25 protein-coding genes are annotated in these 25,285 nt (G+C 62.4%); 12 read left to right on the plus strand and 13 right to left on the minus strand.

What is annotated here, in order from left to right; translation table 11 throughout:
- The first annotated feature begins 251 nt into the window (after nucleotides 1-251).
- The 3 genes from LUU92_RS14035 to LUU92_RS14045 all read left to right on the plus strand — a co-directional run bounded on the left by LUU92_RS14035 (nucleotide 252) and on the right by LUU92_RS14045 (nucleotide 1,241).
- Nucleotides 252-797: a hypothetical protein gene (locus tag LUU92_RS14035; RefSeq protein ID WP_071488345.1), complete on the plus strand. Its 546-nt coding sequence runs from the start codon at nucleotides 252-254 to the stop codon at nucleotides 795-797.
- An 85-nt stretch (nucleotides 798-882) separates the two neighbouring features.
- Nucleotides 883-1,095 (plus strand): hypothetical protein, encoded by a 213-nt coding sequence (locus tag LUU92_RS14040; protein ID WP_257103826.1) that lies wholly within the window; start codon nucleotides 883-885, stop codon nucleotides 1,093-1,095.
- An 11-nt stretch (nucleotides 1,096-1,106) separates the two neighbouring features.
- A complete protein-coding gene (locus LUU92_RS14045) occupies nucleotides 1,107-1,241 on the plus strand; it encodes a hypothetical protein (RefSeq protein WP_257103827.1) in 135 nt (44 codons plus the stop codon).
- Here the strand turns inward: LUU92_RS14045 and LUU92_RS14050 are convergent.
- The 4 genes from LUU92_RS14050 to LUU92_RS14065 form a co-directional block, all read right to left on the minus strand.
- Entirely contained in the window at nucleotides 1,232-2,584 is a 1,353-nt protein-coding gene (locus tag LUU92_RS14050; RefSeq protein WP_257103828.1) for a cation:proton antiporter, read from the minus strand. The genes LUU92_RS14045 and LUU92_RS14050 overlap by 10 nt on opposite strands.
- Nucleotides 2,585-2,642: 58 nt before the next feature.
- On the minus strand, nucleotides 2,643-3,569 hold the full coding sequence (locus LUU92_RS14055; protein WP_071488342.1) for a LysR family transcriptional regulator: 927 nt from the start codon (nucleotides 3,567-3,569) through the stop codon (nucleotides 2,643-2,645).
- A gap of 247 nt (nucleotides 3,570-3,816) precedes the next feature.
- Nucleotides 3,817-4,605 carry an aldolase gene (locus LUU92_RS14060; protein WP_257102139.1) on the minus strand — a complete coding sequence of 263 codons (789 nt, stop codon included), beginning with the start codon at nucleotides 4,603-4,605 and terminating at the stop codon, nucleotides 3,817-3,819.
- A 3-nt stretch (nucleotides 4,606-4,608) separates the two neighbouring features.
- Nucleotides 4,609-5,313: a haloacid dehalogenase type II gene (locus LUU92_RS14065; RefSeq protein ID WP_257102140.1), complete on the minus strand. Its 705-nt coding sequence runs from the start codon at nucleotides 5,311-5,313 to the stop codon at nucleotides 4,609-4,611.
- A 114-nt stretch (nucleotides 5,314-5,427) separates the two neighbouring features.
- Here LUU92_RS14065 and LUU92_RS14070 point away from each other — a divergent pair, with 114 nt between their 5' ends.
- On the plus strand, nucleotides 5,428-6,273 hold the full coding sequence (locus LUU92_RS14070) for a LysR family transcriptional regulator (protein ID WP_257102141.1): 846 nt from the start codon (nucleotides 5,428-5,430) through the stop codon (nucleotides 6,271-6,273).
- On the opposite strand, the gene LUU92_RS14075 is transcribed toward LUU92_RS14070, so the two are convergent.
- From LUU92_RS14075 to LUU92_RS14085, 3 genes are read right to left on the minus strand one after another with little or no spacing between them, the layout of a single operon-like run.
- Entirely contained in the window at nucleotides 6,259-7,488 is a 1,230-nt protein-coding gene (locus LUU92_RS14075; protein WP_071488338.1) for an EAL domain-containing response regulator, read from the minus strand. The two genes, LUU92_RS14070 and LUU92_RS14075, sit on opposite strands and share 15 nt — an antisense overlap.
- A gap of 9 nt (nucleotides 7,489-7,497) precedes the next feature.
- Entirely contained in the window at nucleotides 7,498-7,881 is a 384-nt protein-coding gene (locus LUU92_RS14080) for a response regulator (protein ID WP_071488337.1), read from the minus strand.
- Nucleotides 7,866-9,206, minus strand: a complete 1,341-nt coding sequence (locus tag LUU92_RS14085) for a sensor histidine kinase (RefSeq protein ID WP_071488336.1) — start codon at nucleotides 9,204-9,206, stop codon at nucleotides 7,866-7,868. The genes LUU92_RS14080 and LUU92_RS14085 overlap by 16 nt, the downstream gene beginning before the upstream one ends.
- A 323-nt stretch (nucleotides 9,207-9,529) precedes the next feature.
- Between LUU92_RS14085 and LUU92_RS14090 the strand changes: the two genes are divergently transcribed.
- From LUU92_RS14090 to xylB, 5 genes are read left to right on the plus strand one after another with little or no spacing between them, the layout of a single operon-like run.
- On the plus strand, nucleotides 9,530-11,062 hold the full coding sequence (locus LUU92_RS14090; RefSeq protein WP_257102142.1) for a sugar ABC transporter ATP-binding protein: 1,533 nt from the start codon (nucleotides 9,530-9,532) through the stop codon (nucleotides 11,060-11,062).
- The gene (locus tag LUU92_RS14095) at nucleotides 11,055-12,032 is read left to right on the plus strand and encodes an ABC transporter permease subunit (RefSeq protein WP_025854715.1); all 978 of its coding nucleotides are present in this window, start codon (nucleotides 11,055-11,057) and stop codon (nucleotides 12,030-12,032) included. Before LUU92_RS14090 ends, LUU92_RS14095 begins: the two co-directional genes overlap by 8 nt.
- 34 nt (nucleotides 12,033-12,066) lie before the next feature.
- The gene (locus LUU92_RS14100) at nucleotides 12,067-12,999 is read left to right on the plus strand and encodes an ABC transporter substrate-binding protein (protein ID WP_071488334.1); all 933 of its coding nucleotides are present in this window, start codon (nucleotides 12,067-12,069) and stop codon (nucleotides 12,997-12,999) included.
- Between the two features lie 21 nt (nucleotides 13,000-13,020).
- On the plus strand, nucleotides 13,021-14,022 hold the full coding sequence (locus LUU92_RS14105; protein WP_071488333.1) for a LacI family DNA-binding transcriptional regulator: 1,002 nt from the start codon (nucleotides 13,021-13,023) through the stop codon (nucleotides 14,020-14,022).
- Nucleotides 14,023-14,029: 7 nt separating this feature from the next.
- Nucleotides 14,030-15,490, plus strand: a complete 1,461-nt coding sequence (xylB, locus tag LUU92_RS14110) for a xylulokinase (protein WP_257102143.1) — start codon at nucleotides 14,030-14,032, stop codon at nucleotides 15,488-15,490.
- Nucleotides 15,491-15,679: 189 nt separating this feature from the next.
- Here the strand turns inward: xylB and LUU92_RS14115 are convergent, their stop codons facing one another.
- Together LUU92_RS14115 and LUU92_RS14120 are read right to left on the minus strand one after the other, a co-directional pair.
- Nucleotides 15,680-16,138: an REP-associated tyrosine transposase gene (locus LUU92_RS14115; protein ID WP_071488331.1), complete on the minus strand. Its 459-nt coding sequence runs from the start codon at nucleotides 16,136-16,138 to the stop codon at nucleotides 15,680-15,682.
- A gap of 186 nt (nucleotides 16,139-16,324) precedes the next feature.
- Nucleotides 16,325-16,765, minus strand: coding sequence for an Lrp/AsnC family transcriptional regulator (locus tag LUU92_RS14120; protein ID WP_071488330.1), 441 nt, complete (start codon nucleotides 16,763-16,765; stop codon nucleotides 16,325-16,327).
- Nucleotides 16,766-16,874: 109 nt separating this feature from the next.
- Here LUU92_RS14120 and LUU92_RS14125 point away from each other — a divergent pair, with 109 nt between their 5' ends.
- Nucleotides 16,875-17,777, plus strand: a complete 903-nt coding sequence (locus LUU92_RS14125) for a DMT family transporter (RefSeq protein WP_071488329.1) — start codon at nucleotides 16,875-16,877, stop codon at nucleotides 17,775-17,777.
- Here LUU92_RS14125 and LUU92_RS14130 read toward each other — a convergent pair.
- The 3 genes from LUU92_RS14130 to fabF form a co-directional block, all read right to left on the minus strand.
- Nucleotides 17,755-19,734, minus strand: a complete 1,980-nt coding sequence (locus LUU92_RS14130) for a peptidase U32 family protein (protein ID WP_071488328.1) — start codon at nucleotides 19,732-19,734, stop codon at nucleotides 17,755-17,757. The two genes, LUU92_RS14125 and LUU92_RS14130, sit on opposite strands and share 23 nt — an antisense overlap.
- A 70-nt stretch (nucleotides 19,735-19,804) precedes the next feature.
- Entirely contained in the window at nucleotides 19,805-20,185 is a 381-nt protein-coding gene (locus LUU92_RS14135) for a RidA family protein (RefSeq protein WP_028616142.1), read from the minus strand.
- Nucleotides 20,186-20,249: 64 nt separating this feature from the next.
- Nucleotides 20,250-21,518, minus strand: a complete 1,269-nt coding sequence (gene fabF / locus LUU92_RS14140) for a beta-ketoacyl-ACP synthase II (protein WP_071488327.1) — start codon at nucleotides 21,516-21,518, stop codon at nucleotides 20,250-20,252.
- Between the two features lie 107 nt (nucleotides 21,519-21,625).
- Here fabF and LUU92_RS14145 point away from each other — a divergent pair, with 107 nt between their 5' ends.
- Both LUU92_RS14145 and LUU92_RS29020 read left to right on the plus strand, forming a co-directional pair.
- The gene (locus LUU92_RS14145; RefSeq protein ID WP_257102144.1) at nucleotides 21,626-22,114 is read left to right on the plus strand and encodes a winged helix-turn-helix transcriptional regulator; all 489 of its coding nucleotides are present in this window, start codon (nucleotides 21,626-21,628) and stop codon (nucleotides 22,112-22,114) included.
- A 114-nt stretch (nucleotides 22,115-22,228) separates the two neighbouring features.
- Nucleotides 22,229-23,584 carry a methyl-accepting chemotaxis protein gene (locus LUU92_RS29020; RefSeq protein ID WP_071488325.1) on the plus strand — a complete coding sequence of 452 codons (1,356 nt, stop codon included), beginning with the start codon at nucleotides 22,229-22,231 and terminating at the stop codon, nucleotides 23,582-23,584.
- A 48-nt stretch (nucleotides 23,585-23,632) separates the two neighbouring features.
- On the opposite strand, the gene LUU92_RS14160 is transcribed toward LUU92_RS29020, so the two are convergent.
- Nucleotides 23,633-24,955, minus strand: coding sequence for an OprD family porin (locus LUU92_RS14160; protein ID WP_257102145.1), 1,323 nt, complete (start codon nucleotides 24,953-24,955; stop codon nucleotides 23,633-23,635).
- Nucleotides 24,956-25,285: the final 330 nt, after the last annotated feature.

The raw sequence follows: 25,285 nt of genomic DNA on the forward strand, positions 1-25,285 counted from the left end.
GCTCTGGGTCGGGGGGTAACGAATGCTCCTGTATCCGGGCAGATGAATGGATAAAGCAATGCCTGTGCCGAAACCCTGAATTGCTTGTACTGAGGGGCGTGTTGTGGCGAGCAAGCCCGCTCACGACAACACGCCCGTTCACCAGAAGGGGGCAGTGCCTGGCAGACGCCCCGACTTGGTGCATGAACAAACTTGAACTTCACTCGCCGCTGATTCTTCTAACAGGACTTGAACCCGCAGGGAGCACCGTCATGCCCAGAATCATCTCTCCCCATACACCGGAAGCGGCCCTGACCGACCACAGCGAACACAACGCCAAGATCTTCGGTTCGCCCAAGGACCGTTTGGACTTCTACCGGCGCGAGATCCAGTACGAAACCACCATCCTGGCCAACCGCACCGACGCTTATCTCACGGCGCAATCGTTCCTGGTGATCGCCTTTGTTTCCGGTATGGGCAACCTCAACCCGGAGTGGGGCAAGCTGTTTACCCTGGTGGTGCCGGTGTTCCTGGTTTCGCTGGGCATTCTCAGCTCCCTGAATGCCTGGCCAGGCATTCGGGCGGCGTACGAAATCATCGATCACTGGCACTACAAGCAGAGCGAACTGCTGCGCAGCGAGCCGGTGATGGGCATGGCCTATGATGAGTCGCCGCTGTTTTCCGAAATGGAGTCGTCCCACAAGGGCTATCGCAAGTCGCTGCTGTTCTCCATGCGTGCGCCCTGGCTGTTCATGGTGTTCTGGCTGGTGCTGGGGATATACGCGTTCTATATCCAGGTCGACAACCCGATCCGCTGAGCAATCGGACGGAACTTCGCCGGGTGGCGCAGCGCCTTACCTGTAGGCCCTGCTGATTTCCCTGCGGCCTGTAACGAGGTGACCCATGAGCACAAGCAAAGACCCGCAACTCGATAACCGCAACGACCCGGCCATCGACGGCGGCGAACCGGCTCCCGGTACCGCTGCCGACGTGCCGAAAGATCCGGTCCCGGCCAAAGACCCCAAAGCCAGGGAAAACGACTACAGTCCAGACTTCAAGCCCGAGCGCGAGCCCAAGCCTGAAACCGATGCCGATATCGATACCCAGGGCGGTTAGAGGAGACGGTCATGTCCAAAGGACTCGACGACGAACTCAACGACCCGGGCAATGAAGACCCCGGTTCCTTGATGGATGATGCAGAAGTGCCGCTCAACGACCTGGATGACGCGGCAGACGTAGGCAATACAGAGCGTCAGGACTGAGCGTCCGCCTTGGCTCGTCGTTCATACCACACCAGCATCGGCTGGGTACTCAGGCCATGAACGACGATGCTCAGGGCAATGACTGACAAGGTCAGGTTTACCGCCACCGCGCTGCTGGTGCCAATCAAGCCGTGGTTGAGCGCGTAGAACAGGTAGTAAATACTGCCGATCCCGCGAATACCGAACCACCCCATCAGCCCGCGCTGCCGCAGATCAATCAGGCGGCCCCAAGGCATTGCCAGCACGCCCAGCGGCCGGATCACGCAGAACAGCAGTGCCGCTACCGCCAGTGCGCGCCAATCCCAGTGGCTGACCAGCACGATGCCCAGCACTGTCACCAGGAACACCTCCATCGAACGCTCCACCAGGCTGCCGAACGAGAGCATGTCGCCCATCATCACGCCGGCGGCAATCTGGGTGTCTTTCAGCTCGCTGACATCACCTTGCAATGCGTGTTCTGGCTCTACCTCCAGGTGACCCACCACCGGCAGCGCCAAATGCTCCGACGGGGTCTGCGAGTTCCCGGTCGAGCGGAACTCCGCCTGGCGCAAGCCAAGCCCCGCCGCGAACACTGACAGGAAACCATAGCCGCCCACCGCCTCGGCGACCACATAGGCCAGTGCGATCAGTGCGAGCGTCAGGTAGTCATTGGGCGAGAGCGTGCTGTCACTGTTGCTGATGCGCAACCAAAGGGTCACGCGGCCTATGCCACGGCCCATCCAGTAGCCGATCAACAACCCGGCCGGCACCGCCCAGAGCAGATTCTTCAGCACCCAACCGCCCAGCCAGTCACCGTCGAACCCGCCGTGCTGCATGAACAGCAGGGCGAAAATCACAAACGGGAAGGCCGTGCCGTCGTTCAGGCCCGCTTCGCCGGACAGCCCGAAGCGCAGTGCGTCATAGTCCTGGGCATTATTGACCTGCACCAGGCCTGCCAGCACCGGGTCAGTCGGGGCCAGAATCGCCCCGACCAGCAGTGACACACCCCACGACAATGCAAACAGGTAATGCAGCGCCAGGCAGATGCCGAGGATGGTCAACAGCATCACCGGCCCGCCCATGCCGAACGCGATGCGCCAGGTCCGGTGCTTGAGTGGCAGACGCAGCTTCAAGCCGCTGACGAACAGCGAAAACAGCACCGCGACTTCAGTGAGGTGCTCCATCCAGCGCGCAGAGTTTTTGATGTCCAGGTGCAACAGGTCGACGCCCAGCGGGCCGATGCCTACCCCCAACAACAGGCACACCGCCGAGGTGGTGACCGGCATCCAGCGCAGGTAGGAAGAGGTGAGGGCAAGGGTGAGCAAGACAGCGCCCAGTACGGCCATCCATAGAATAAAAGTCATCGAGCGTGCACCGAGGCCGTGGTCTGTTCAGGTTGGAGGACCGCGGCCGGTGACGGGTTCAATGTGATTGGATCAACTGCGAGCCAATGGTTTTCACGCGGATCATGTCGATCAGTTGACGCAATCCCGGCTGCGGCTGGCGCCGGCTCGGGTAATACATGCACAACGGCTCGCCCATGCAGGCCCAGTCGGGCATGACCTCCACCAGGCGGCCGTCCTTGAGCTCCTGCTCCACGCGGTTGGACAGGCAGTAGGCGATGCCCACCCCTTGCAGCGCCGCGTTGACAATGGTCTCGGTGTCGGCCGCGCTGAAGTGGCCGGGCACGTCGATGCGTTGCTGGCGAGCGCCGTTGCCCAGTTCCCACTTATAGGTGGTGTTGTCGCCCAGGTACATGCGGATGCAGGCGTGTTGCAGCAGGTCCTTGGGCACCTGCGGCGTGCCCCGGCGGGCCAGGTAGGCGGGCGACGCGACCACGATCCAGCGCAACTCACCGGTCAAGGGCACGGCGACCATGTCCTGGGGCACGGTGGCACCGTAGCGGATACCGGCGTCGTAGCCCTCGGCGATGATGTCGATCATCTGGTCCTGTACGATCAGGTCCACGCGCAGTTGCGGGTAGGCGGCGCAGAACTCCCCGAGGATCGGCGCCAGCAGCAATACCGCCGCATCCCGCGGCACGTTCAAGCGCAGCCGGCCAATCGGCGCTTCGCGGTACAACTCCAGGGTGTCGAGGCCGTCCTTGATGGTGGCGAAGCCCTGGTTGAGTTTTTCTGCCAGCAGCGAGCCGGCATCGGTGGGTTCGACGGCACGGCTGGTGCGGTACAGCAGTTTGACCCCCAGGCGGGTTTCCAGGTTGCGCATGGTGTGGCTCAGGGCCGAGGTGGTCACACCCAATTCGTGGGCAGCATGGCGAAAGCTGCGGCGGCGGATGATGGCCATGAACACGTTGAGATCGGCCAGTTCGGAGCGGTTGAAAGCAGCCATGTTCAAGTCTCTTATTCAGGAGTTTGGCTGCATGCGGCGTTGAGCTCGATTCAACCGTGGATGACTTAGAGTAATTGTTTTTCCAAGCATTATTGCAAGCCACAGGATGTATTCATGCGCGTTGCGACCCTCAGAATCGCCGGTATCGACAAGCAGTCTGCCGGCCGCATGGTCACTGGCCACCGCGAGCGCCTGGTGGACCAGGGTTCGGAGGTCACCAAGTTCGGTCGATACCGCTCGAAATGTGTCATTGGTCGAAGTGTGAGCCTAATCGCTTCAACCGCCGCATCGCACTGTCCAGATGCGCCCGTGCACTCGCCGGATCGCCCGCGCGCATCTGTTCATACGCCAACTGCGCCACCGCCGGGTCAATCGGCTTGAGCGGCCGCCCGCTGGCCATCGCCTTCAGCTGCACCTGCGCCGCACGCTCCAGGTAGTACACGTCATCCCAGGCTTCAGCGATAGTCGGCGCAGCCACCATCACACCATGGTTCTTCAGGAACAGAATGTCCGCATCGCCCAACGCAGCGGCGATACGTTGCCCCTCACAGTTATCCAGGGCCAGGCCGTTGTAGTCCTCATCCACCGCCGTGCGCCCGTAGAACTTCAACGCCGTCTGCCCCAGCCATAACAACGGCGGCCCTTGCAGCAGGCATAGCGCGGTAGCGTTGGGCATATGGGTATGAAACGCCGCCTTGATGCGCGGCTGCTGTTGATGTAACCGGGCGTGGATGTAGAACGCCGTGGCTTCCGGCGTGCCGTGGCCGTCGAGCACATTGCCGGCGAAATCACACACCAGCAGATCGGACGCGGTGACTTCCTCGAAGGCATAGCCGAACGGGTTGACGAAAAACAACCCGTCATGCCCTGGCACCGTGGCTGAAAAGTGATTGCAGATGCCTTCCTCCATCCCATGCAGCGCCGCCAGTTGCAGGCAGGCGGCGAGTTCCACGCGGGCCTCGATGGCGGTCACCGTGTCGAGGTTCAAGCGCCCGGCGCGCGGGCCAAGAGAGGAGGGCGTAAAGATGTGGGCCATGGTTTACCACCCCAGGGAGTTGAATAGGTCGGGCACACCGTCGAGGGTCGACAGGGTCGCGTCGGGGGTGTAATCGGCGAGCAATTGTCGGCCGGTGCCACGGTCGATCCACACACACCGGAAGCCGATGTCCCGCGCCGCGGCGTGGTCCAGATGCGGGCTGGCACAGATATGCACCACCTGATCGAGGCTCACGCCCAGTTGCTGGTGGGCATAGTCGAACAGTCGACGGTCGGGCTTGTAGGCGCCGGCCTGTTGGGCGGTAATCACGCGGTCGATAGTGCCGCCAAGTTGTGCCACGTTGCCGGCGATCACGTCGTCGTCGGTATTGGAGACGATGCACAGTTTGTAGCCCAAGTCCTTCAACTGCTTGAGCGTTGCCACCACCTCCGGAAACGGCGGCATGGCGCTGATGCTGTCGGTCAGGGTCGCGCCATCGCGGTCAGTGGCCGGCAGGCCCAGCTCTTTCAGCGCCAGTTGCAAACCCAGGCCCGCCAGGGTGCGAAAGCTGCGGTGCGGCGGGATTTGTTCCAGGGCGTGTTCATGGTGGTCGTAGATGCTGATCAGGGTCTCGCGGTCGACCTGATGCTCACCCTTTTCATCGAGTATCCGCTCGACGGCGGCGCGCAGGCCCTCGTCCCACTGGATCAGCGTGCCGTAGCAGTCAAAGGTCAGCCACAGCGGGCGAGGGGAGTGTTCGAGTGACATGGGGCACCTTCAGCCAAGAGGGGGGAGCGCTTGAGCATAGGAAACCTGGTAGTCAGTTGGAAATTAAATTAACCTCTGCATCACAGTTGAATTGTCGATAAGAAGGTCGCTGCCATGTTGGATCTTGAACTGCTGCACACCTTGGTCTGCGTAGTGGACGAAGGCAGCTTCACTCGCGCCGCCGAGCGCGTGCACCGCACTCAATCCACCGTCAGCCAACAGATTCGCAAGCTCGAAGACAGCGTGGGGCAGGTGCTGTTGGTGCGCGACCGTTCGGGCCAGCAGGTCAGCGCGACCGAGCATGGCGAACTGCTGACCCAGTACGCCCGACGCTTGCTGAACCTGTCCCGCGAAGCGCGCGAAGCCTTGAACACCGAGGCCAGTGTGGTGCCAGTGCGCCTGGGCGTGCCCGAGGACTTCGACGCCACGCGCATGGCCTCGATGCTCTCGGGGTTCGTCCGCGCCCGGCCGGAAGCGCGCCTGGAAACGGTCAGCGGCATGAGCAGCGACCTGCGCCGGCAACTGGACAGTGGCGAAATCGACATCGCCCTGGTCAAGCGCGAAGCCGGCAGCGGCGAATGCCATGCCAGTTGGCCGGAGCCGTTGGTGTGGGTGTGCGGCCACGACCAGGATGTGCACGCCGAAACCTTGCCCCTGGCGTTGTTCCCCCAAGGCTGCATCTACCGCCAGCGCGCCATCCGCACCCTGGACAAGGCCCGGCGCAGTTGGCGCGTGGCGTTTGGCAGCCATAGCCTGACGGGCATCCAGGCGGCGGTGACATCTGGCCTGGGCGTCAGCATCTTGCCGAACAGCGCGGTTCTGCCCTGTCATAGGATCTGTAGCGAATTGCCGCCGGTGCTGCCCTCGGAGCTGGCATTGGTCAGCGGTGCGCAGCGCTTGAGTGCGACCCACCGGGGGTTGATCGAGTGCCTGCGTGAGGAAATCTCACGGACTCTCTAAGCGCTCCAGCAACAGCCGCTCCAGGGTCTCCACCGGCAGCGGCCGGCTGAACAGATAACCCTGGATCTGATCACAGCCGGCCTCCTTCAAGAACGCCAGTTGCGCCTGGGTTTCCACGCCTTCGGCTACTACCCGCAGGCTGAGGCTGTGGGCCAGTTCGATGATGGTACGGGTGATCGCCGCGTCCTGCGGGTTACTGGTTACCTCGCGGATGAACGCGATGTCGATCTTCAGCGTGTCGATGGGAAACCGCCGCAGGTACGCCAGGCTCGAATAGCCGGTGCCGAAGTCGTCGATGGAAATCTTCACCCCCATGGCGTGCAGCCGCTGCAGGCTGGCGATGGTGTGCTGGGTGTTTTCCATCAACGAACCTTCGGTCAGTTCCACTTCCAGCCAATGGGGCTCGACCCCGGTGCGGGCAAGGGTGCGTGCGATATCGGCGATCAGGTCGCCTTCGATCAATTGATGGCCGGAGACGTTCACCGACACCTCCACCGGGCCAATCGCGCCGCGTTGCCATTCTGCGATCTGCTGGCAGACCTGCTCGATCACCCAGCGCCCCACGGGGACGATCAAGCCCAGGCTTTCCAGGATCGGTATAAATACCGCTGGCGACACCGCGCCGTATTCCGGCCTTTCCCAACGCAGCAGCGCTTCGAGGGCGCAGATGCGACCGCTCGGCACCTCGACCTTGGGTTGGTAATGCACTGTGAAGTCATTACGCGCTACCGCTTGGCGCAAGTCGTTTTCCAGGGACTGGTGCGCCAGGTCATGCACGCTCATGCCGATCTGGCGTTGCGTCAGCTCACGGGAGTGGCTGGCCAGGTCGCCGCGTTCCTTGAGCCGCAGCAGGTTGCGCACCCGCAACCATAGCTCGACACGTTCCACCGGCTTGCTGATGAATTCCTCGGCGCCGGTTTCAAGCCCGCTGACACGGGCGCTCGGTTCACTGAGGGCCGACAGCATGATGATCGGAATACCCGCCGTGGTTTCATCGCCCTTCAATTGGCTGGCGACTTCATAGCCGTCCATGCCCGGCATCATGATGTCCAGCAGGATCAGGTCCGGCGGCTGCCGGGCCACCAACTGCAAGGCTTCTTCGCCGCTGCTCGCGCTCAGGGTCTGGTAGCCCTCATGTTGCAGCAAGGTTTCCAGAAGCTTGCGCACCTGGGGTTCATCATCAACGATCAACAACGTTGCGGGTTGGCTGGCCATGGAGAGGACTCATGTGAGAGGGCGGATGTGCTGTTGCAGCAAGGTGTCGATCACCTGGTACAGCTCTTTGTAACGCAGTGGCTTGATGATGTAGGCATCGCACCCGGCGAGCCGGGTCTTTTCGCGGTCTTCTTTCATCGCCATTGCCGTCAGGGCGATCACCGGGATGTGAGCGGTGAGCGGGTCGCGCTTGAGCAAGGCGGTGGCGGCCAGACCGTCCATGCCGGGCAACTGGATGTCCATCAGGATCAGCGCCGGTTGCTGTTCGCGGGCCAGGGTCAGGCCGGTTTCGGCATCCGCGGCCCACAGCACAGTGTGACCGGCATTGACGAGTAACAGGCGCGCCAGGCGCATGTTGGCTTCGTTGTCTTCAACAATCAGGATGTGGGGCATGCAGCCTCCGGGGCGCGGTGCAGCGGCAGCCAGGCGACGAACCGCGCCCCGCAGCCTTCACGGCTGGCCACGGCGACGCTGCCGCCATGCAGGTCGGTCAACCGCTTGACCATCGCCAGCCCCAGGCCAGTGCCTTCGAATTTGCGTGCCAGGCTGCTGTCGATCTGGCTGAACGCCTTGAACAACTTGTCCATGTCCGCCTCGGCGATCCCGATGCCAGTGTCGCTGACGCTGAGTTCGAGGAACGGCTGATGAGCGCCGTCGGGCAAGGCAAAGCGGTACACCGGCCAGTCGCCGGGAATGTGCCCGACCTGTGCGCGGGGCACCTGGCGCACTGTCAAGGTCACTGAGCTGCCGTGTGCGCTGAACTTTACGGCGTTGGCCAGCAGGTTGTAGACGATCTGTTTGGTCTTGCGCAGGTCCAGCTGTAAAAGGCCGAGGTCTTCGGGACACTCCAGCTTCAATTGGATGCGTTGCAGCGCCGCCTTTTCCCGCACGATCAGCAGGCTGTTGGCCAACAGCCCCGCCAGTTCTGCGTTTTCCAGTTCCAGCTCCATCATCCCGGCCTCGACCTTGGACAGGTCGAGAATGTCGTTGATCAACGACAACAAGTGCTGGCCGCTGGTGAAAATGTCGCCGATGTATTCGCGCTGGGTCTCGCTCATGTCGCCGACCAGGCCATCCTTGAGCGCCTCGGAAAAGCCGATGACCGCGTTCAGTGGCGTGCGCAGCTCATGGGACATGGTGGCGAGGAATTCGGACTTCATGTGGCTGGCGTGTTCCAGCTCCAGGTTCTTTTCTTCCAGCGCCCGCTCGAAGCCTTTGCGCTCGGCTTCTTCCTGCTTGCGCGCGGTGTTGTCGGTGCCGATCAGCAAGTAGCCGATGATGGTGTCATGCCGGTTGCGCAGGGCGGTGACCGAGACCATGGCCGACAGACGACTGCCGTCCTTGCGGATGTAGGTCAGCTCGTAGATGTCTTCGATACCCCGCGAGGCCTTGAACACCAGCGCTTCGAAGCCCGGCGTGATCGGCGTATCCAGTTCCAGGCTGAGGGCGGCGGCGCGGGTGATCAGCTCGATCGGGTCGGAAATATCGGCCGGCGTGATGCGGTTGACCACATCGGCGGCGGCATAACCGAGCATGCGTTCGGCGCCGACGTTGAAGATCTGGATCACGCCTTTCTCGTCGGTGGCGATGCTGGAAAAGTACGCGCTGTTGAAGATTGCGTCTTGCAGGGCGCCGGTCTTGAGCAGGGTTTTCTGCCGCTTGAACTCGACGATCTTTTCAGCCCGCGATTGCGGTTGTTCGGGTAACGGTGTGTCCATCGCTTTGGCGTTCCGTGACGTTCAGGCCCGCCATCGTCAAGCGGCGATGGCGCAGAGCATGCTCGCAGAAGATCGCTGGGGGGCGACGAGGAGGAGATGAGGTCCTTGGACAATAGCAGAGATTGTGGCGTTTTGATGGCGGGCTACGGGCTGTTTCACTTCAAATGGATACCCTTGGGTGAAATTTGGTACTTTTCGGATTAATGACGGATGAAACGATTCACCTGTCGATAAATGATCGACGCAAGCGCTTGCGTAAGGAAATGTTTCTACATTAGAGTCGGCCCACTGACGACAAAAATAATAAAACCAGGAGCTCATCCATGAGCCTTGAACCCTTGCTCGAGATGCAGGGCATCAGCAAAACCTTCAACGGTTTGCGCGTGCTCAAGAATGTCGGCCTGAAGGTCTACCCAGGCGAAATCCACGCCTTGATGGGGGAGAACGGCGCCGGCAAATCGACGCTGATGAAGATCCTTTCCGGCGCCTACCAAGCCGACCCCGGCGGTGAAATCCGCATCGCCGGCCAGCTCATCCCCACATTCAACCCCGCCACCGCCAAAGCCCTCGGCATCGCCGTGATCTACCAGGAACTGAGCCTTTGCCCCAACCTGAGCGTGGCCGAGAACATCTACCTGGGCCGTGAACTGCGACGCGGCTGGACCATCGACCGCAAGGGCATGCAGGCGGGGTGCATCGAAGTGTTGCAACGCCTGGGCGCGGAGTTCACTCCAGCCACGCAGGTCAGCAGCCTGTCGATTGCCGAGCGCCAATTGGTAGAAATCGCCCGCGCCTTGCACGCCCACGCCAAGATCCTGGTGATGGACGAACCGACTACGCCGCTGTCATCCCGGGAGACCGACCGCCTGTTCGCGCTGATCAAACAGCTGCGCAACCAGGGCCTGGCGATCATCTATATCAGCCACCGCATGGCGGAGATCTACGAGCTGTCGGACCGCGTGTCGGTGCTGCGCGACGGCCAGTACATCGGCGAACTGACCCGCGAGGCGCTGTCGGCCGAAGTGCTGGTGAAGATGATGGTGGGTCGCGACTTGTCAGGGTTCTACAAGAAGGAGCACGCCGCCTATAACCCCGGCAACGTGGTGATGCGCGTGCGCGACATGGCCGATGGCAAGCGCGTGCGTCAGTGCAGTTTCGACCTGCACGCCGGTGAAGTGCTGGGCATCGCCGGACTGGTCGGGGCAGGGCGCACCGAACTGGCGCGCCTGATCTTCGGCGCCGACCCACGCACCTCGGGCACCCTGGAAGTGGTCGGCAAGACCGTCACCCAGTTGCGCACCCCGGCGGATGCGATCCGCGCCGGCGTCGTTTACCTCACCGAAGACCGCAAGGCCCAGGGCCTGTTCCTGGACATGAGCGTGGCGGACAACATCAATGTCTGCGCCTGCGTGCCGGATGCCCATGCCGGCGGGGTGCTTGATCGCGCCCATGCCGCGCAGCGCGCCACCGAGGCGATCAAGTCGCTGTCGATTCGCGTGGCGTCGGGCAAGGTCAATGTCGGTGCGTTGTCCGGTGGCAACCAACAGAAGGTGCTGCTGGCGCGGCTGCTGGAGGTCAAGCCGCACGTGCTGATCCTCGATGAGCCCACCCGTGGCGTCGACATCGGCTCCAAGTCCGAGATCTACCGCATCATCAACCAATTGGCCCAGGCCGGCGTCGGCATCGTGGTGATCTCCAGCGAGCTGCCGGAAATTATCGGCACCTGCGACCGCGTGCTGATCATGCGCGAAGGCCGGTTGGTCGCAGAAGTCGGCGGCGCCTCCGGCGACGCTATTTCCCAGGAACGTATTATTGACCTCGCCACCGGTGGCGATCAGGTGGTGGCCCATGGCTGAATTGAATATCGCAACAACCGGTAAGGCAGAGCGCGCCCGCGAGCTGATGCGCACGGTCGGCATGTTGCCGGTGCTGATCCTGCTGCTGGTGGGCTTTGCCTTGGCCAGCGAGAACTTCCTGACGGTACAGAACCTGTCGATCATCACCCAGCAGGCGTCGGTGAACGTGGTGCTGGCGGCGGGCATGACCTTTGTGATCCTCACGGCGGGCATCGACCTGTCGGTGGGCGCGATCCTCGCCGCATCGGCGGTGGTGGCGTTGCAGGCGTCGATGTCGCCGCAATTCGGCATGTTCGGGATTGCCGCCGGTATCGGCTTCGGGTTGTTGCTGGGCCTGGTCAATGGCGGCTTGATCGCCTTTATGCGCCTGCCGCCGTTTATCGTCACCCTCGGTGCACTCACGGCCATGCGCGGCCTGGCCCGGCTATTGGCGGACGACAAGACCGTGTTCAACCCGGACCTGCCGTTTGCCTTTATCGGCAACGACTCGATCCTCGGGGTGCCATGGCTGGTGGTAATCGCCGTGGCAGTGGTGGCGTTGTCGTGGTTCATCCTGCGCCGCACCGTGATGGGCGTACAGATCTACTCGGTGGGCGGCAACCCGGAAGCGGCGCGGCTGTCCGGGATCAAGGTGTGGAAGGTGCTGCTGTTCGTCTACGCCATGTCCGGCGCGTTGGCCGGGCTGGGCGCGGTGATGAGCGCGTCGCGCCTGTTCGCTGCCAATGGCCTGCAACTGGGGCAATCCTACGAGCTGGATGCGATTGCCGCGGTGATCCTCGGCGGCACCAGCTTTACCGGCGGTGTCGGCACCATCGGCGGCACGCTGATCGGCGCGCTGATCATCGCGGTACTCACCAACGGCCTGGTGCTGCTGGGCGTCTCGGACATCTGGCAGTACATCATCAAGGGCATCGTGATCATCGGCGCGGTGGCGCTGGATCGTTATCGCCAGTCCGGCGCACGGACCTGAACTCACTCCAACAACAATCACAAGAGAGCCCCCTATGAACCTCAAACGTATCTTTCCGGTCATTGCCTTGGCTGCCCTGATGTCCCAAGCCGTCGAAGCCCGCGAGTTGAAGGCCCTCGGCATCAGCATGGGCTCGCTGGGCAACCCGTATTTCGTGACCCTGGCCGATGGCGCAACCGCCCGGGCCAAGGAGCTGAACCCCAACGTCAAGGTCACCTCGGTGTCGGCCGACTATGACCTGAGCAAGCAGTTTTCGCAGATCGACAACTTCATCTCGTCCAAGGTCGACCTGATCCTGATCAACGCCGTCGACCCGTCCGCCATGGCCTCGGCGATCAAGAAAGCCCGCGATGCCGGCATCGTTGTGGTGGCCGTGGATGTGGACGCGAAAGGGGTGAACGCCACGGTGCAGACCGACAACGTCGAAGCCGGCAAGCTGGCCTGCCAGTACCTGGTGGACAAGCTCTCCGGCAAGGGCAATGTGATCATCCAGAACGGTCCGCAGGTCACCGCCGTGACCGATCGCGTCAAGGGTTGCAAGGCCGCACTGGCCGCCGCGCCGCAGATAAAGGTGCTGTCCGATGACCAGGACGGCAAAGGCTCCCGCGAAGGCGGCCTGAACGTGATGCAGGGTTATCTCACGCGCTTCCCGAAAATCGACGGTCTGTTCGCGATCAACGACCCGCAAGCCATCGGCAGCGACCTGGCGGCCAAACAGCTCAAGCGCAGCGGCATCATTATTACCTCGGTGGACGGTGCGCCGGATATCGAGAACGCGCTGAAAACCGACACACAGATTCAGGCGTCGGCCAGCCAGGACCCTTGGGCCATGGCGCAGACCGCCGTCAACGTGGGCAACGATATTCTCAATGACAAAGCCCCGGCCGAAGCGGTTACCCTGCTCACGCCAAAACTGATCACCCGTGACAACGTCGCTACGTACAGCGGTTGGTCGAGCAAACATTGATCCATTGAGAGGAACGGCGTCGTGGTCACCATGGATGACGTGGCAAGCAGGGCGGGGGTGTCGACGTCGACGGTGTCCCATGTGTTGAACGGCACCCGCAAGGTCAGTCCGGCAACGGTGCACGCGGTGCAGCAAGCGATCCAGGCGCTGGGTTACATCCCCAACACCCTGGCGCGTTCGCTGGCGCGGTCGAGCACCAGCACGATTGGCGTGGCGATCTCCGCGCTGTCCAACCATTATTTCAGCGAAACCGTGCACGCGATTGAAACCGAGTGCGCCAGGCACGGCTACATGATGCTGTTTGTCGATACCCACGACGACCCGGAACACGAGCTGCGGGTCGTCACGGCATTGCACCATCGGCGGGTGGACGGCATTGTGCTGGCGCCCTCGAATGGCTCCAAGGCCCTGGAGTATCTGCGGGCCAACGAAATCCCGGCGGTATTGGTGGACCGCATGATGAGCGAGCAATTCGACCAGGTCGGGGTGGAGAACACGCAGTCTACCCAGGCCTTGGTTACCCACTTGATCAAACACGGGCACCGGCGCATCGGCTTTATCGCCGGGCGTGAGGGGTTCAGCACCACCGATGAGCGGGTTGCCGGGTACCGTGCGGCACTGCAAGGGGCGGGGCTGGCGTTCGATCCGCACTTATTGGTCAATGGCGGCTCCAACACCGAGCCAGCGCGTCAGGCGACGGTGCAGTTGCTGGGCCTGGCGGAGCCACCCACGGCGATCATGGCCGGCAATAACCTGATGACCCTTGGCGCCATGCAGGCCCTGCGTGATGCGCAGATCGACGTACCGGCGCAGATGGCCCTGGTGGGTTTTGATGATTTCGATTGGGCGGATTTCTTCGTGCCGCGCCTGACCCTGATCGCGCAGCCGGTCCAGGCACTGGGCACGCAGGCAGTGAACCTGTTGTTGCAGCGCATGGCGTCGCCCGACGCCCCCACTCACAGCGTGCGCCTGGCGCCGACCCTGCAATGGCGTAATTCATGTGGCTGTAATGGATTGGAATGACCCCCTTATGAGCAGTCCCGTTTCCCTCGGCATCGACCTCGGCACCTCGGAACTCAAGGCCATCCTCATGGACCTCGACGGTACGGTGCTGGCCCATGCCGGCGTGCGCTTGAGTGTGTCGCGGCGCCATAGCGGCTGGTCCGAGCAGGCGCCGGAAGACTGGTGGCAGGCGTGTTTGCAGGCGCTGGCACAGTTGCGTGTACATGAAGCGTTTTCGCGCGTGGCCTGTATCGGCCTGTCCGGGCAGATGCACGGCGCGGTGTTGCTGGGCAAGGACAACCGTGTGTTGTATCCGGCGATCTTGTGGGACGACTCCCGCGCCGTCGCCGAGGCCGATGAGTTGGGCCCGGCGTTTGCCGACATCACCGGCAGCCTGCCCATGGCCGGGCTGACGGCGCCGAAGCTGCTGTGGCTGCAACGCCATGAGCCCGAGGTGTTCAAGGCCATTGATTGTGTGCTGTCGCCCAAGGATTACCTGCGCTTGCGTCTGAGTGGCGAGCGCATCAGCGAGATGTCCGATGCAGCGGGGACGTTGTGGCTGGATGTGGCGCGGCGTGAGTGGTTCGCGCCGATGCTGCGGGCGACGGGCCTGTCGCCGGAGCAGATGCCAAGACTGGTCGAGGGCGGCGCCGCAAGTGCTGTGTTGACGGCGCAGGGGCTGGGCTTGTCTGCCTCGGTGGTGATTGCCGGTGGCGGGGGTGACAACCCGGTAGCGGCCGTGGGGATCGGGGCGATCAATGCCGGCGATGGCTTCATCACCCTCGGTACCAGCGCTGCCATTGTCGCGATTACCGATCACGCGGCCGGTGATCCCGCGAGTGCCGTGCACAGCTTCTGCCATGCGCTGCCTGATCGCTGGTACACCATGGGCGCCATGCTGGCCGGCGCCAGTTGCCTGCGCTGGGTCACACGCCTCACGGGAACGACGGATGAACAAACCTTGCTGGACCAGGTGCAGGCACAACTGCCGATCGAGCAGCCAGTGCCGCTCGACACGCCGTTGTTCCTACCGTACCTGGCCGGTGAACGCACCCCGCATAACGACCCGCTGCTGCGCGGTGGCTTCATGGGCCTGGGCCATGACTGCACGCCGGCGATGCTCGGTTATGCGGTGATGGAAGGCGTGGGGTTCGGGTTGCTGGATGCGTTGCGCGCGGTGCAATCAGCGGGGGCCGACGTGGGCGCCTGCGCGTTGGTGGGTGGTGGTGCGCGCAGTGAGTACTGGGCGCGGTTGCTGGCCAACATCCTGCAACGGGACATCTTCACCCTGCACGGCAGCGAATTGAGCGCGTGTATCGGTGCGGCGAAGCTGGGGTTTGTGGCGATAGGGCAAGGCGCGCAATTGCTTGCGGCGGGGATGCCGGTCAAGGCCCGGTACAGGCCAGACCTTATGCCGCAGCCCGTATTGGAGGCGCGATATCGCAAGTTTCAAGGTTTGCTGAGCGCGGCCAAGGCCCTTCACGAGTAGCCTTCTGTAGTGAGCGGGCTTGTCTGGGTGGCCTGTTTTGGTGAACTGGCCTGTTGTGGCGAGCGGGCTTGCCCCGCGTTGGGCTGCGAAGCAGCCCCAAACCCAGGCGCCATGGTTTTCCTGTAGAAACGCGGTGATGCTAAAAGGGGCCGCTTCGCGCCCCAACGCGGGGCAAGCCCGCTCGCCACGTCATAACCAGGCAGCATCCCACAGTGGATAGTCTCCAATGTGCTCGACCAACCCGGCTCGCAAGGGGTTGGCGATGATATAGCGCGCCATTTTCCGAATATCGTCCTCAGCCCGCACCGCCCGGTCGTGATAACCACGCTGCCAAAATCTTTCCCGACTGCAACGGGCTCTATTAATGCTCAAGGTGCTGCGCGACTTGGTTTGTCGCATCACATCGGGAAGCGTCGAATGGTTAAGGTCAAACAACCAGTGGAAGTGGTCTGGCATGACGACCCAGGCTAGGGAGTTCACTAAGCCGGCATCATGAAGTCGCTTGAACTCGGCGACCAGTAACCGCCCCAACCGGAACTCCCTGAACAAGGGCTGGCGTTGATGGACCACAGCGGTCACCAGGTAAGCACGGCCGGTTTCCGAATATCGACCACGGCGTAACAAATGAGAGTTGGGCTGACGGGGCAATCCGTTGCTCCTTTGAGTGGATTTGGCCTTTTCACGCTAGCAATGGGTGCGGCTTAGCCATGTTGATTTCAGTATCCTGGTGTTACCCCGATTACACCAAGCGTTGATAATGGCACTTGTTGTGGCAAGCCCGCTCTCCACAACAAGTTCGCTCCCCACATCAGGACCCACAACAAGCTGCTGCCGCTAGTCGCCCAAGGGCGGCAGACGCCGTTTCACCGGGGTTTTCTTGACAATGGCCGTGTTGGTTTCCGCGTAGGCGTTGAGCCGGTCAAGCAGGCTGTCCAGGTGATCCATGGTGCGCACATGCAGGCGTGCGATGAAGCAATCCTCCCCAGTCACCTTGTCACACTCGGTAAACTCGGGGATCGCCTGGATCTGCCGCTCCACCTCATGCAATTTGCCGGGCAAGGGGCGGATGCGCACGATGGCCTGCAGCAGGTAGCCGAAGTGCCTGGGGTCGATGTCGACGGTGTAGTGGGTCAGCACGCCGCGCTCTTCGAGACGCCGCAGGCGTTCGCCGACGCTCGGCGAAGACAGCCCGGTAATCCCGGCCAGGGCCTTGAGGGACAGACGCGAGTCGTCCATCAAAGCGGCGATCAGTTGCTGGTCGATGGTGTCAATCATGGTGTCCACCTAATAAGTAAAGGCAACTCAAGGCTTTTGCCTTTTTTAGTCGCTGGAGCCGGTCTCGATCAGATTGCCATAATTGGGCCTCACTTGAGGAGCTTCAATCATGGATACATCCATCCGTCGCGGGTCGTGGGAAATGGTTGCCGCCATGCTGATCTCGGGCACCATTGGCTGGTTTGTCCTGGTCTCCGGCGTATCGGTGATCGAAGTGGTGTTCTGGCGCTGTGTGATCGGCGGGCTGACGTTGTTGGTGGTGTGCGCACTGCTGGGGTATTTGCGCCTGGACCTGCTCAGTTGGACCAGGCTCGGCCTGGCGATGCTCAGTGGCGTGGCGATTGTCGGCAACTGGTTACTGCTGTTCGAATCCTATTCCCGCGCGTCGATTGCCATCAGCACGGCGGTGTATAACGTGCAGCCGTTCATGCTGGTGATGCTGGCGGCCGTGTTTCTAGGTGAAAAGATCACCGTGCAGAAACTCGCCTGGCTGAGCGTGGCGTTCCTGGGCATGTTGGCGATTGTCACCGCCCATGGCGATCAACCGACCGGCGACGATTACCTGACTGGCATCGCATTGGCACTCGGCGCGGCGTTGCTGTACGCGATTGCCGCGCTGATCATCAAACGTCTGAAGGCAGTGCCGCCACATTTGATGGCGTTGATCCAGGTAACCACCGGCGCGTTGTTACTGGCGCCGCTGGTGCCATGGAATAGCTTGCCGGCCACAACCAGCGCGTGGGGCGCACTGGTGACACTCGGCGTGGTGCACACCGGCGTGATGTATGTGTTGTTGTATGGCGCAATCCAGAAACTGCCGACAGCCCTGACCGGTGCGCTGTCGTTTATCTACCCGATTGCGGCGATCTTCGTCGATTGGTTCGCCTTCGGGCATCGCCTGGGCTGGCTGCAATGGTTCGGGGTGGCGGCAATTCTACTGGCGGCTGCCGGGTTGCAGCGGGGCTGGTGGTGGCCCCGCGTGCAAAGGGTCAGTGCGTGCCCTGGAAAATAATGTTTTCCGGGTTGAAGTGCTCTACCGCGCTGCCCGGTTGTGGCAAGCCCAGGATATGCCCCTTGATCTTGCCCACCACGTGCATCTCGCAGGGTTTGCAGTCGAACTTCAGGGTCAGCACTTCATCGCCATGGATCAATTGCATCGGCGCTACCTTGGTCTTCACGCCCGTGACCCCCTTGGCCTGTTTAGGGCACAGGTTGAACGAGAAACGCAGGCAGTGCTTGGTGATCATCACCGGTACTTCGCCGGTTTCTTCGTGGGCTTCGAAGGCGGCGTCGATCAGCTTCACCCCGTGGCGGTGGTAGAAGTCGCGGGCTTTCTGGTTGTAGACGTTGGCGAGGAACGACAGGTGCGCGTCCGGGTACACCGGCGGTGGCGTTGTTTCCGCCTTGCGGCCACCCCGTGGGTGCGCAGCCACGCGTGCGGCGGTCAGCGCCTCGATCACTTCACGGCGCAGGGCCTTGAGCTGTGAGTTGGGGATGAAGAACGCCTGCGGCGCATCCAGTTGGATGTCGGTCGCGTGGTATTCGGTGGTGCCCAGTTGGCCCAGCAGGTCGCGCAGGGTGTCCAGCGCCTGTTCCGGCTTGTTGGCCACGCCGAACGGGCCGGGCAGGGTGACGCTGGCGCTGATGCCTTCTTCGCTGGTGGCGGTGACTTCCAGCTGCGCTTCGCGCAAGCGAGCGGCCCAGGTCAGGCCTATACGACGCTCGGATGAGGTCTTGAGCAGCGCCTGTTGCCAGTTGTGGTCCAGGTTGCGGTTCAGCGGGTGGTTCGGGCGCAATTGATGCAGGCCTGCCGGCATCTCGTTCGGCTCCACGCGGTAGCGGTAGCGCTTCTCGCCGTCTTCCTCGAACTCGCCTTTAGGCTCGGCGATGTTGGCACGGAAACCCACCACTTCGCGCTTGATCAGCACGTTCAGGCCATCGCCATTCGACAATGGCTCGTGGGTGACCACTTGCAGGTCGCGCTTACCGGCTTTTTCCACCACACCCACCGGCAGGCCGGTGAACGTCGGCGTGTCGAAGGCGCCGATATCGACCTTGCGGTCATTGACGAAATAGTCGGTGCTGCCCCGGTGGAAGGTCTTTTCCGGGTCAGGCAGGAAGAAGTGCGCGGTACGGCCGCTGGAGGCGCGGGCCAGGTCCGGGCGGTCTTCAAGCACGTCATCCAGTCGCTGGCGGTAATAGGCGGTGATGTTCTTCACATAGCCCATGTCCTTGTAGCGGCCTTCGATCTTGAACGAACGCACGCCGGCTTCGACCAGCGCACGGATGTTGGCGCTCTGGTTGTTGTCTTTCATCGACAGCAGGTGTTTCTCAAAGGCCACGACGCGGCCTTGATCGTCTTTGAGCGTATACGGCAGGCGGCAAGCCTGGGAGCAATCGCCACGGTTGGCGCTGCGGCCATTCTGCGCGTGGGAGATGTTGCACTGCCCGGAGAACGCCACGCACAGCGCGCCGTGGATGAAGAACTCGATGGCGGCATCGGTTTCGTCGGCAATGGCGCGGATCTCTTGCAGGTTCAGCTCACGGGCCAATACCAACTGCGAAAAACCGGCCTGGTCGAGGAACTTGGCGCGGCCCAGGGTACGGATATCGGTCTGGGTGCTGGCGTGCAGCTCGATGGGCGGAATATCCAGCTCCATCACGCCCAGGTCTTGCACGATCAACGCATCGACGCCGGCATCGTAGAGCTGATGGATCAGCTTGCGTGCGGGTTCGAGTTCGTTGTCGTGCAGGATGGTGTTGATCGTGGTGAACACGCGGGCATGGTAACGGCGGGCGAATTCCACCAGCTGCGCGATGTCGCTCACGTCGTTACAGGCATTATGGCGCGCGCCGAAGCTCGGGCCGCCGATGTACACGGCGTCGGCGCCATGCAGGATGGCCTCGCGCGCGATGGCGACGTCGCGGGCAGGGCTGAGCAATTCCAGGTGATGCTTGGGCAAGGACATAGTTTTTTTAGTCAGGCTTGTCACGGTTGAGGCGCGCATTGTAGCTGTGAAATGCCTGACCGGCACGCACTCAGGCTTGAGCGGCCATCGCCGTGACTTCCACGCGCATGCCGTCTACCGCCAGCGCGGCCACGCCAACCGCTGCGCGCACGGGCCAGGGCTTGGCGAAGAAGCGTTTGTAGACTTCGTTGAAGGCGGCGCGATCGGCCATGTCTGTCAGATAAATGGTCAGGTGCATCACCCGGTCCATGGAGCTGCCGGCCTTTTCCAGGGCAACTTTCAGGGCTTGCAGGGTGCATTCGCTTTGCAGGGTGATGTCGCCCAGTTCCAGGCTGCCATCGGCACGGGTCGGGATCTGGGTGGACACCAGGATGCCGTTGAAGCCGATCACGTCGGAGGAAATCGAATCGGCATCCGGGTCCGGGGTGTAGTGCAGGTCGTGGTTGGCCATGGGCGCCTCTCGTTGGCAGGTTCAGAAAGGCGCCATGGTCCCCGAAAATGACGGCAGGGGCAAACTACGCCCAGCGGCGGAACAGCACGCTGGCATTCACGCCGCCAAACCCGAAGCCGTTGGACAGTGCATAGTCAATCGGCATCGGCCGGGCAGCACCGCGCAACAGGTCTAGGCCCTCGGCGAGGGCGTCGGGGTGTTGCAGGTTGAGGGTGACCGGGGCGATCTGGTCGCGCAGGGCAAGCACGGTGAAGATGGCCTCGATACCGCCCGCAGCCCCCAGCAGATGGCCGGTGGCGGATTTGGTCGAGCTGATCGCAGGGCTGCCGTTCGCACCGAATACCGTCCTGATCGCGGCCAATTCGCCTTTGTCACCCACCGGCGTCGAGGTGGCGTGGGCATTCAAGTACTGCACCTGGTCCGCGTCGATCCCGGCCTGGCGCAGGGCTTGCAGCATCGCCCGGCGTGCACCGTCGCCGTCTTCCGGGCCGGCGGTCATGTGATAGGCATCGGCACTGGTGCCGTAGCCGACCAGTTCGGCAATCGGCTGCGCACCTCGGGCCAGGGCGTGCTCCAGTTCCTCGATGACCAGGATGCCGGCGCCTTCGCCCATGACAAAACCGTCCCGCGCCTGGTCGAAAGGCCGCGACGCCTGCTCCGGGCTGTCATTGAAGTCACTGGACAGCGCCCGCGCCGCCGCGAACCCGGCAAGGCTGACCCGATGGATCGCCGCTTCGGCACCGCCGCATACCGCCACATCCACTTCACCTGCGCGAATCATGCGCGCCGCATCGCCGATGGCCTGTACACCCGCTGCACAGGCCGTCACCGGCGCACCCAGCGGGCCTTTCAAGCCGTAGTTGATCGACACGTGTCCGGCGGCCATGTTGCTCAGGAACGACGGAATGGTGAACGGCGACAACCGCCGTGGGCCTTTGCTGTCGGTGGTGCGTACCGCGTCGGCAATCGCCGGGAAGCCGCCGACACCCGAGGCGATGATGGTCGCGGTGCGCTCCTGCGCTTCAGGCGTGTTCGGCGCCCAGCCGGCCTGCTTCAAGGCTTCGTCTGCCGCCGCCAGGGCGAACAGGATGAAGCGGTCCATCTTGCGCTGTTCCTTGGCTGCCAGCAGGCGGTCGGGATCAAATCCGGCTTCAGGGTCCTCGAGTACGGTCTGCACCTGGCCACCGATGCTGACGGCCAAATCACCGATCAACGCTTGCGGCAGGCGACGAATACCCGATTGCCCGGCCAACAGGCGTCGCCAGGTAGATTCCACGTCAGCGCCCAACGGCGTCAGTGCGCCCATACCTGTTACAACGATGCGTTTACTCATGATCAATCGACTCCAGTTGCGGTGAAGGAACAGACCTTATGGACGTCACTATCATCATGAAAGTAACATGGCATCACGCACATTGGCACTGACCCACAGGAATCCCCATGCAACGCAAGTCCCTCATCAGCGACGAATGCCCCATCGCCCGCAGCCTTGAGCGGGTAGGGGAGTGGTGGAGCATTTTGATCATGCGCGATGCGTTGCACGGCCTGCGCCGCTTCGATGAGTTCTCGCGCAGCCTGGGCATTGCGCCGAATATGCTCACGCGCCGCCTGAACGCGCTGGTGGAGGCGGGCATGCTGGAGCGCCGTGCCTACAGCGAACGACCGCCGCGCTATGAATATGTGCCGACGGCCAAGGGTGAGGATTTCGGCATGGTGCTGATATCACTGGTTGCCTGGGGCAACCGGCATTACGCCGAGGAGGGCGCCAGTGTCGAGTTGGTGGAGCGTAAAACAGGCCGGCCGGTGCAGCCGACGCTCGCCCGTGCGGATGGGCAGTTGGTGGCTTTTGACCAGTGCGTGTTGCAGGCCGGTCCGGCGGCCAGTGCCGGCATGCGCGAGCGCCTCGCTTTGCTAGGCGCAAAACCCTGATTGCGCAAGTATTTGACGCCAGAAAATAATCCACTCAAGGCCGGTAAAGTCGCGTATTCCACAGCCGATAGCCCTATCAAGACACGGGTTTTTTCGCACGGCTGAGGGTACGTCATGTTCAACACAACACTCAAAACAGAACTGGCGGCCAGGACGGCCGAGGCCACCGAGTACAAAGGACTGATCAGCGCACTGGAACGCTCCATGGCCGTGGTCGAATTCGACCTCAACGGCAACGTGTTGCGGGCCAACGACAACTTCCTCAAGGCCCTGGGCTACAGCGCCAATCAACTGGCCGGCAAGTCCCATCGCGATTTTTGCCTGCCGGCGCTGACCAGCAGCCCGGCCTACAGCCAGTTCTGGAGTGATTTGAAAGCCGGCAAATTTGTCTCCGGTACGTTCAAACGCGTGGATGCCAACGGCCGGACCATCTGGCTGGAAGCCAGCTACAACCCGGTGCTGGATGAGCGTGGCCAGGTGTTGAAGGTGGTCAAGTACGCACTGGACGTCACCGCCCAAGTGGAGCAGGACGCGGCCACCCGCAGCAAATTGACGGCCGTGGACCGTGCGATGGCCGTTATCGAGTTCGATTTGAGTGGCCAGGTGCTGGACGCCAACGCGAATTTCCTCAATGTCATGGGCTACTCCCTGGCGGAAATCAAAGGCAAGCACCACCGGTTGTTTTGCGAGCCCGCGCTGGTTACCAGCCATGAGTACACCGACTTCTGGCGCCGCTTGAATAACGGTGAGTTCTTTACCGGGCAATTCAAGCGCCTTGGCAAGCATGGGCGTGTGGTGTGGCTGGAGGCCAGCTACAACCCGGTGTACGACGGCGACGGCAAACTGATCAAGATCGCCAAGTTTGCCAGCGACATCACCGAGCGCGTAGAGAAGTTCGAGGAAGACTCCCGTGGCGCCTCCCGGGCCTACCATATTTCCTCCGAGACCGAGCGTTTTGCCGAGCACGGCACCCAGGTGATCCAGGAGACCGCCACGGAAATGCGCCGTATCGCCGAGAATATCGGCGCGTCTGCGCGGCTGGTGGGGCAACTGGGCGACCGTTCCGAACAGATCACCGCCATCGTCAACACCATTCGCGGTATCGCCGACCAGACCAACCTGTTGGCGCTCAACGCAGCCATCGAGGCGGCGCGCGCCGGGGACCAGGGGCGTGGCTTTGCGGTGGTGGCCGATGAGGTCCGGCAACTGGCCGGACGCACCAGCCGCTCCACGGCGGAAATCGCCGAGATGATCGGCATGATCCTCTCGGAAACCCGCGACGCGGTCACCAGCATGAACGCGACCCAGGAAGGCGCACAGCGCGGCGTCAACCTGGCCGACCAGGCGGGGTCGGTGATCCTGCAGATTCGCACCAGCACCAGCGATGCGGTGCAGGCGGTGAGCATGTTTGCGTCGAAACTGGATGAGTCGGAAGTCATTCCCAAGACTGCGGTCGGCTGGGTGGGCTAACGCTTTCCAGCGGGAGGAGCGAGCCAGCTCGCTCCTCCAGGGGCGGGTTTAGAGCAGGGTAAACGGATAGTCGACGATCAGCCGCAGCTCGTTCAGGTCTCCATCGCGCTGGTCGGCATTCGACGCCACGATCGCATCACGCACGCGCAACGACAGATTCTTCGCCGGACCGCTCTGGATCACGTACTTGGCTTCCAGATCGGTCTCGTGGTGCGCGCCATCTGCACCGTAGTCGCCGACATAAGCGCTATGGGCCGGCGTATGGGGGCCATCGATATCCGAGCCGTTGATGTAGCGGCCCATGAAGCTCAATCCCGGCACGCCATAACTGGCCATGTTCAGGTCATAGCGGATCCCCCAGGACTGCTCGCCCGGGCCGTTGAAGTCGTTCCATTGCACCGAGTTCGCCAGGTACACCGAATCGCCGCCTTCGCCTGCGCCGTTGTTGCCGGTGCCGATGTAGTCGAACGGCGTGTCACCATGCACCTTTTGGAACGACAGCGTGAGGGTGTGCGCTTGCAGGAACGAATACGCCGCCGCCACCGAGTAGGTGGTGTTGTTGATCGCCCCCGCCTTGGCACTGCCGGTGTCGAGGGTGCGGTACAGGTTGCCGTCCAGCGCCAGGGACTGGTCATGCGCCAATGGGATCACGTAGTTGAGATTGGTGTAGTACTGGCGCCAGATATCTTCCAGCTCGCCGGCATACAGGGTCGCGCTCAGGGACGGGCTGAAGGTGTATTTGCCGCCGACGAAGCTGGCGCTGTTGGCGGCGATGTTGGCGTAGGTGGCGTAGATATCGTGGTCATGGTTGCTGGTCATGCCACTGTTGGTGCTGGTGAAATGCCCGGCCTCCAGGTCCAGGCCGGCGATTTCGCTGCTGGTCAGGTCAAACCCGGTGGCGGTCTGGGGCAACAGGCGCGTGCCGCCGGTGGCGAAGACCGGGGCGGTGGGTTGCATGTCACCAAATTTGAGTTGGGTCTTGGAGACTTTGATCTTTACCGCCGCACCGACTGAGCCGTAGGCGTCTTCGGGATCGCCATGGCGGTCGGTGGGCAGGTTGCCGGTGCCGGCGTCCGCGTGGGTGGCGTCGAGTTTCAGTCCGCCGTAGGCATAGGCGTCGACGCCGAAACCGAGGGTGCCCTGGGTAAAACCCGAGGCGTAGTTGAGCATCGCGCCCTGGGTCCAGTCGATATTATCGGCCCGGCCGCCTTCACGGTTGCGGTTCATGTAGTAGTTGCGCAACAGGCCGGTGACGCTGCTGCCCTCGACAAATCCCTTGGCATCCGCCTGGTCGGTGACCGACTCGGCAAAGGCCATCTGGCTGATACCGGCACACACCGCCAGTGCCAACAGGCTCGACTGTTTAATCATGTTGTGACTTCCCCGGAATAATGAAGGCGCGCGCAGAAACACCGCACTGACTGGATGGCGCATAACGTTGTTTGGGCAGAGGTTTCTAGGTGAGCTGTTACGGTTTTTTATTGTGTCCGGCGTGGTTGCCGAGGTTGATTCTAAGCACAGTCGGCACGGCCTGCAGCGGGCGGGCGGATGAAACTCGATTAATTAAACTTCACGCTGTTTAACCACGTGCGGGTGTACGTTGAACCTGTCTTAGCCGCTCTGCTTCGACAACATCCTTTGGTTGCCGCCGCAGACTCTGCGGCGGATTTTTTCACAAGATTTCACAGCCGTGTTTCGGCC

The sequence above is a fragment of the Pseudomonas extremorientalis genome, from assembly GCF_024584605.1.
Taxonomy (GTDB): Bacteria; Pseudomonadota; Gammaproteobacteria; order Pseudomonadales; family Pseudomonadaceae; genus Aquipseudomonas; species Aquipseudomonas extremorientalis.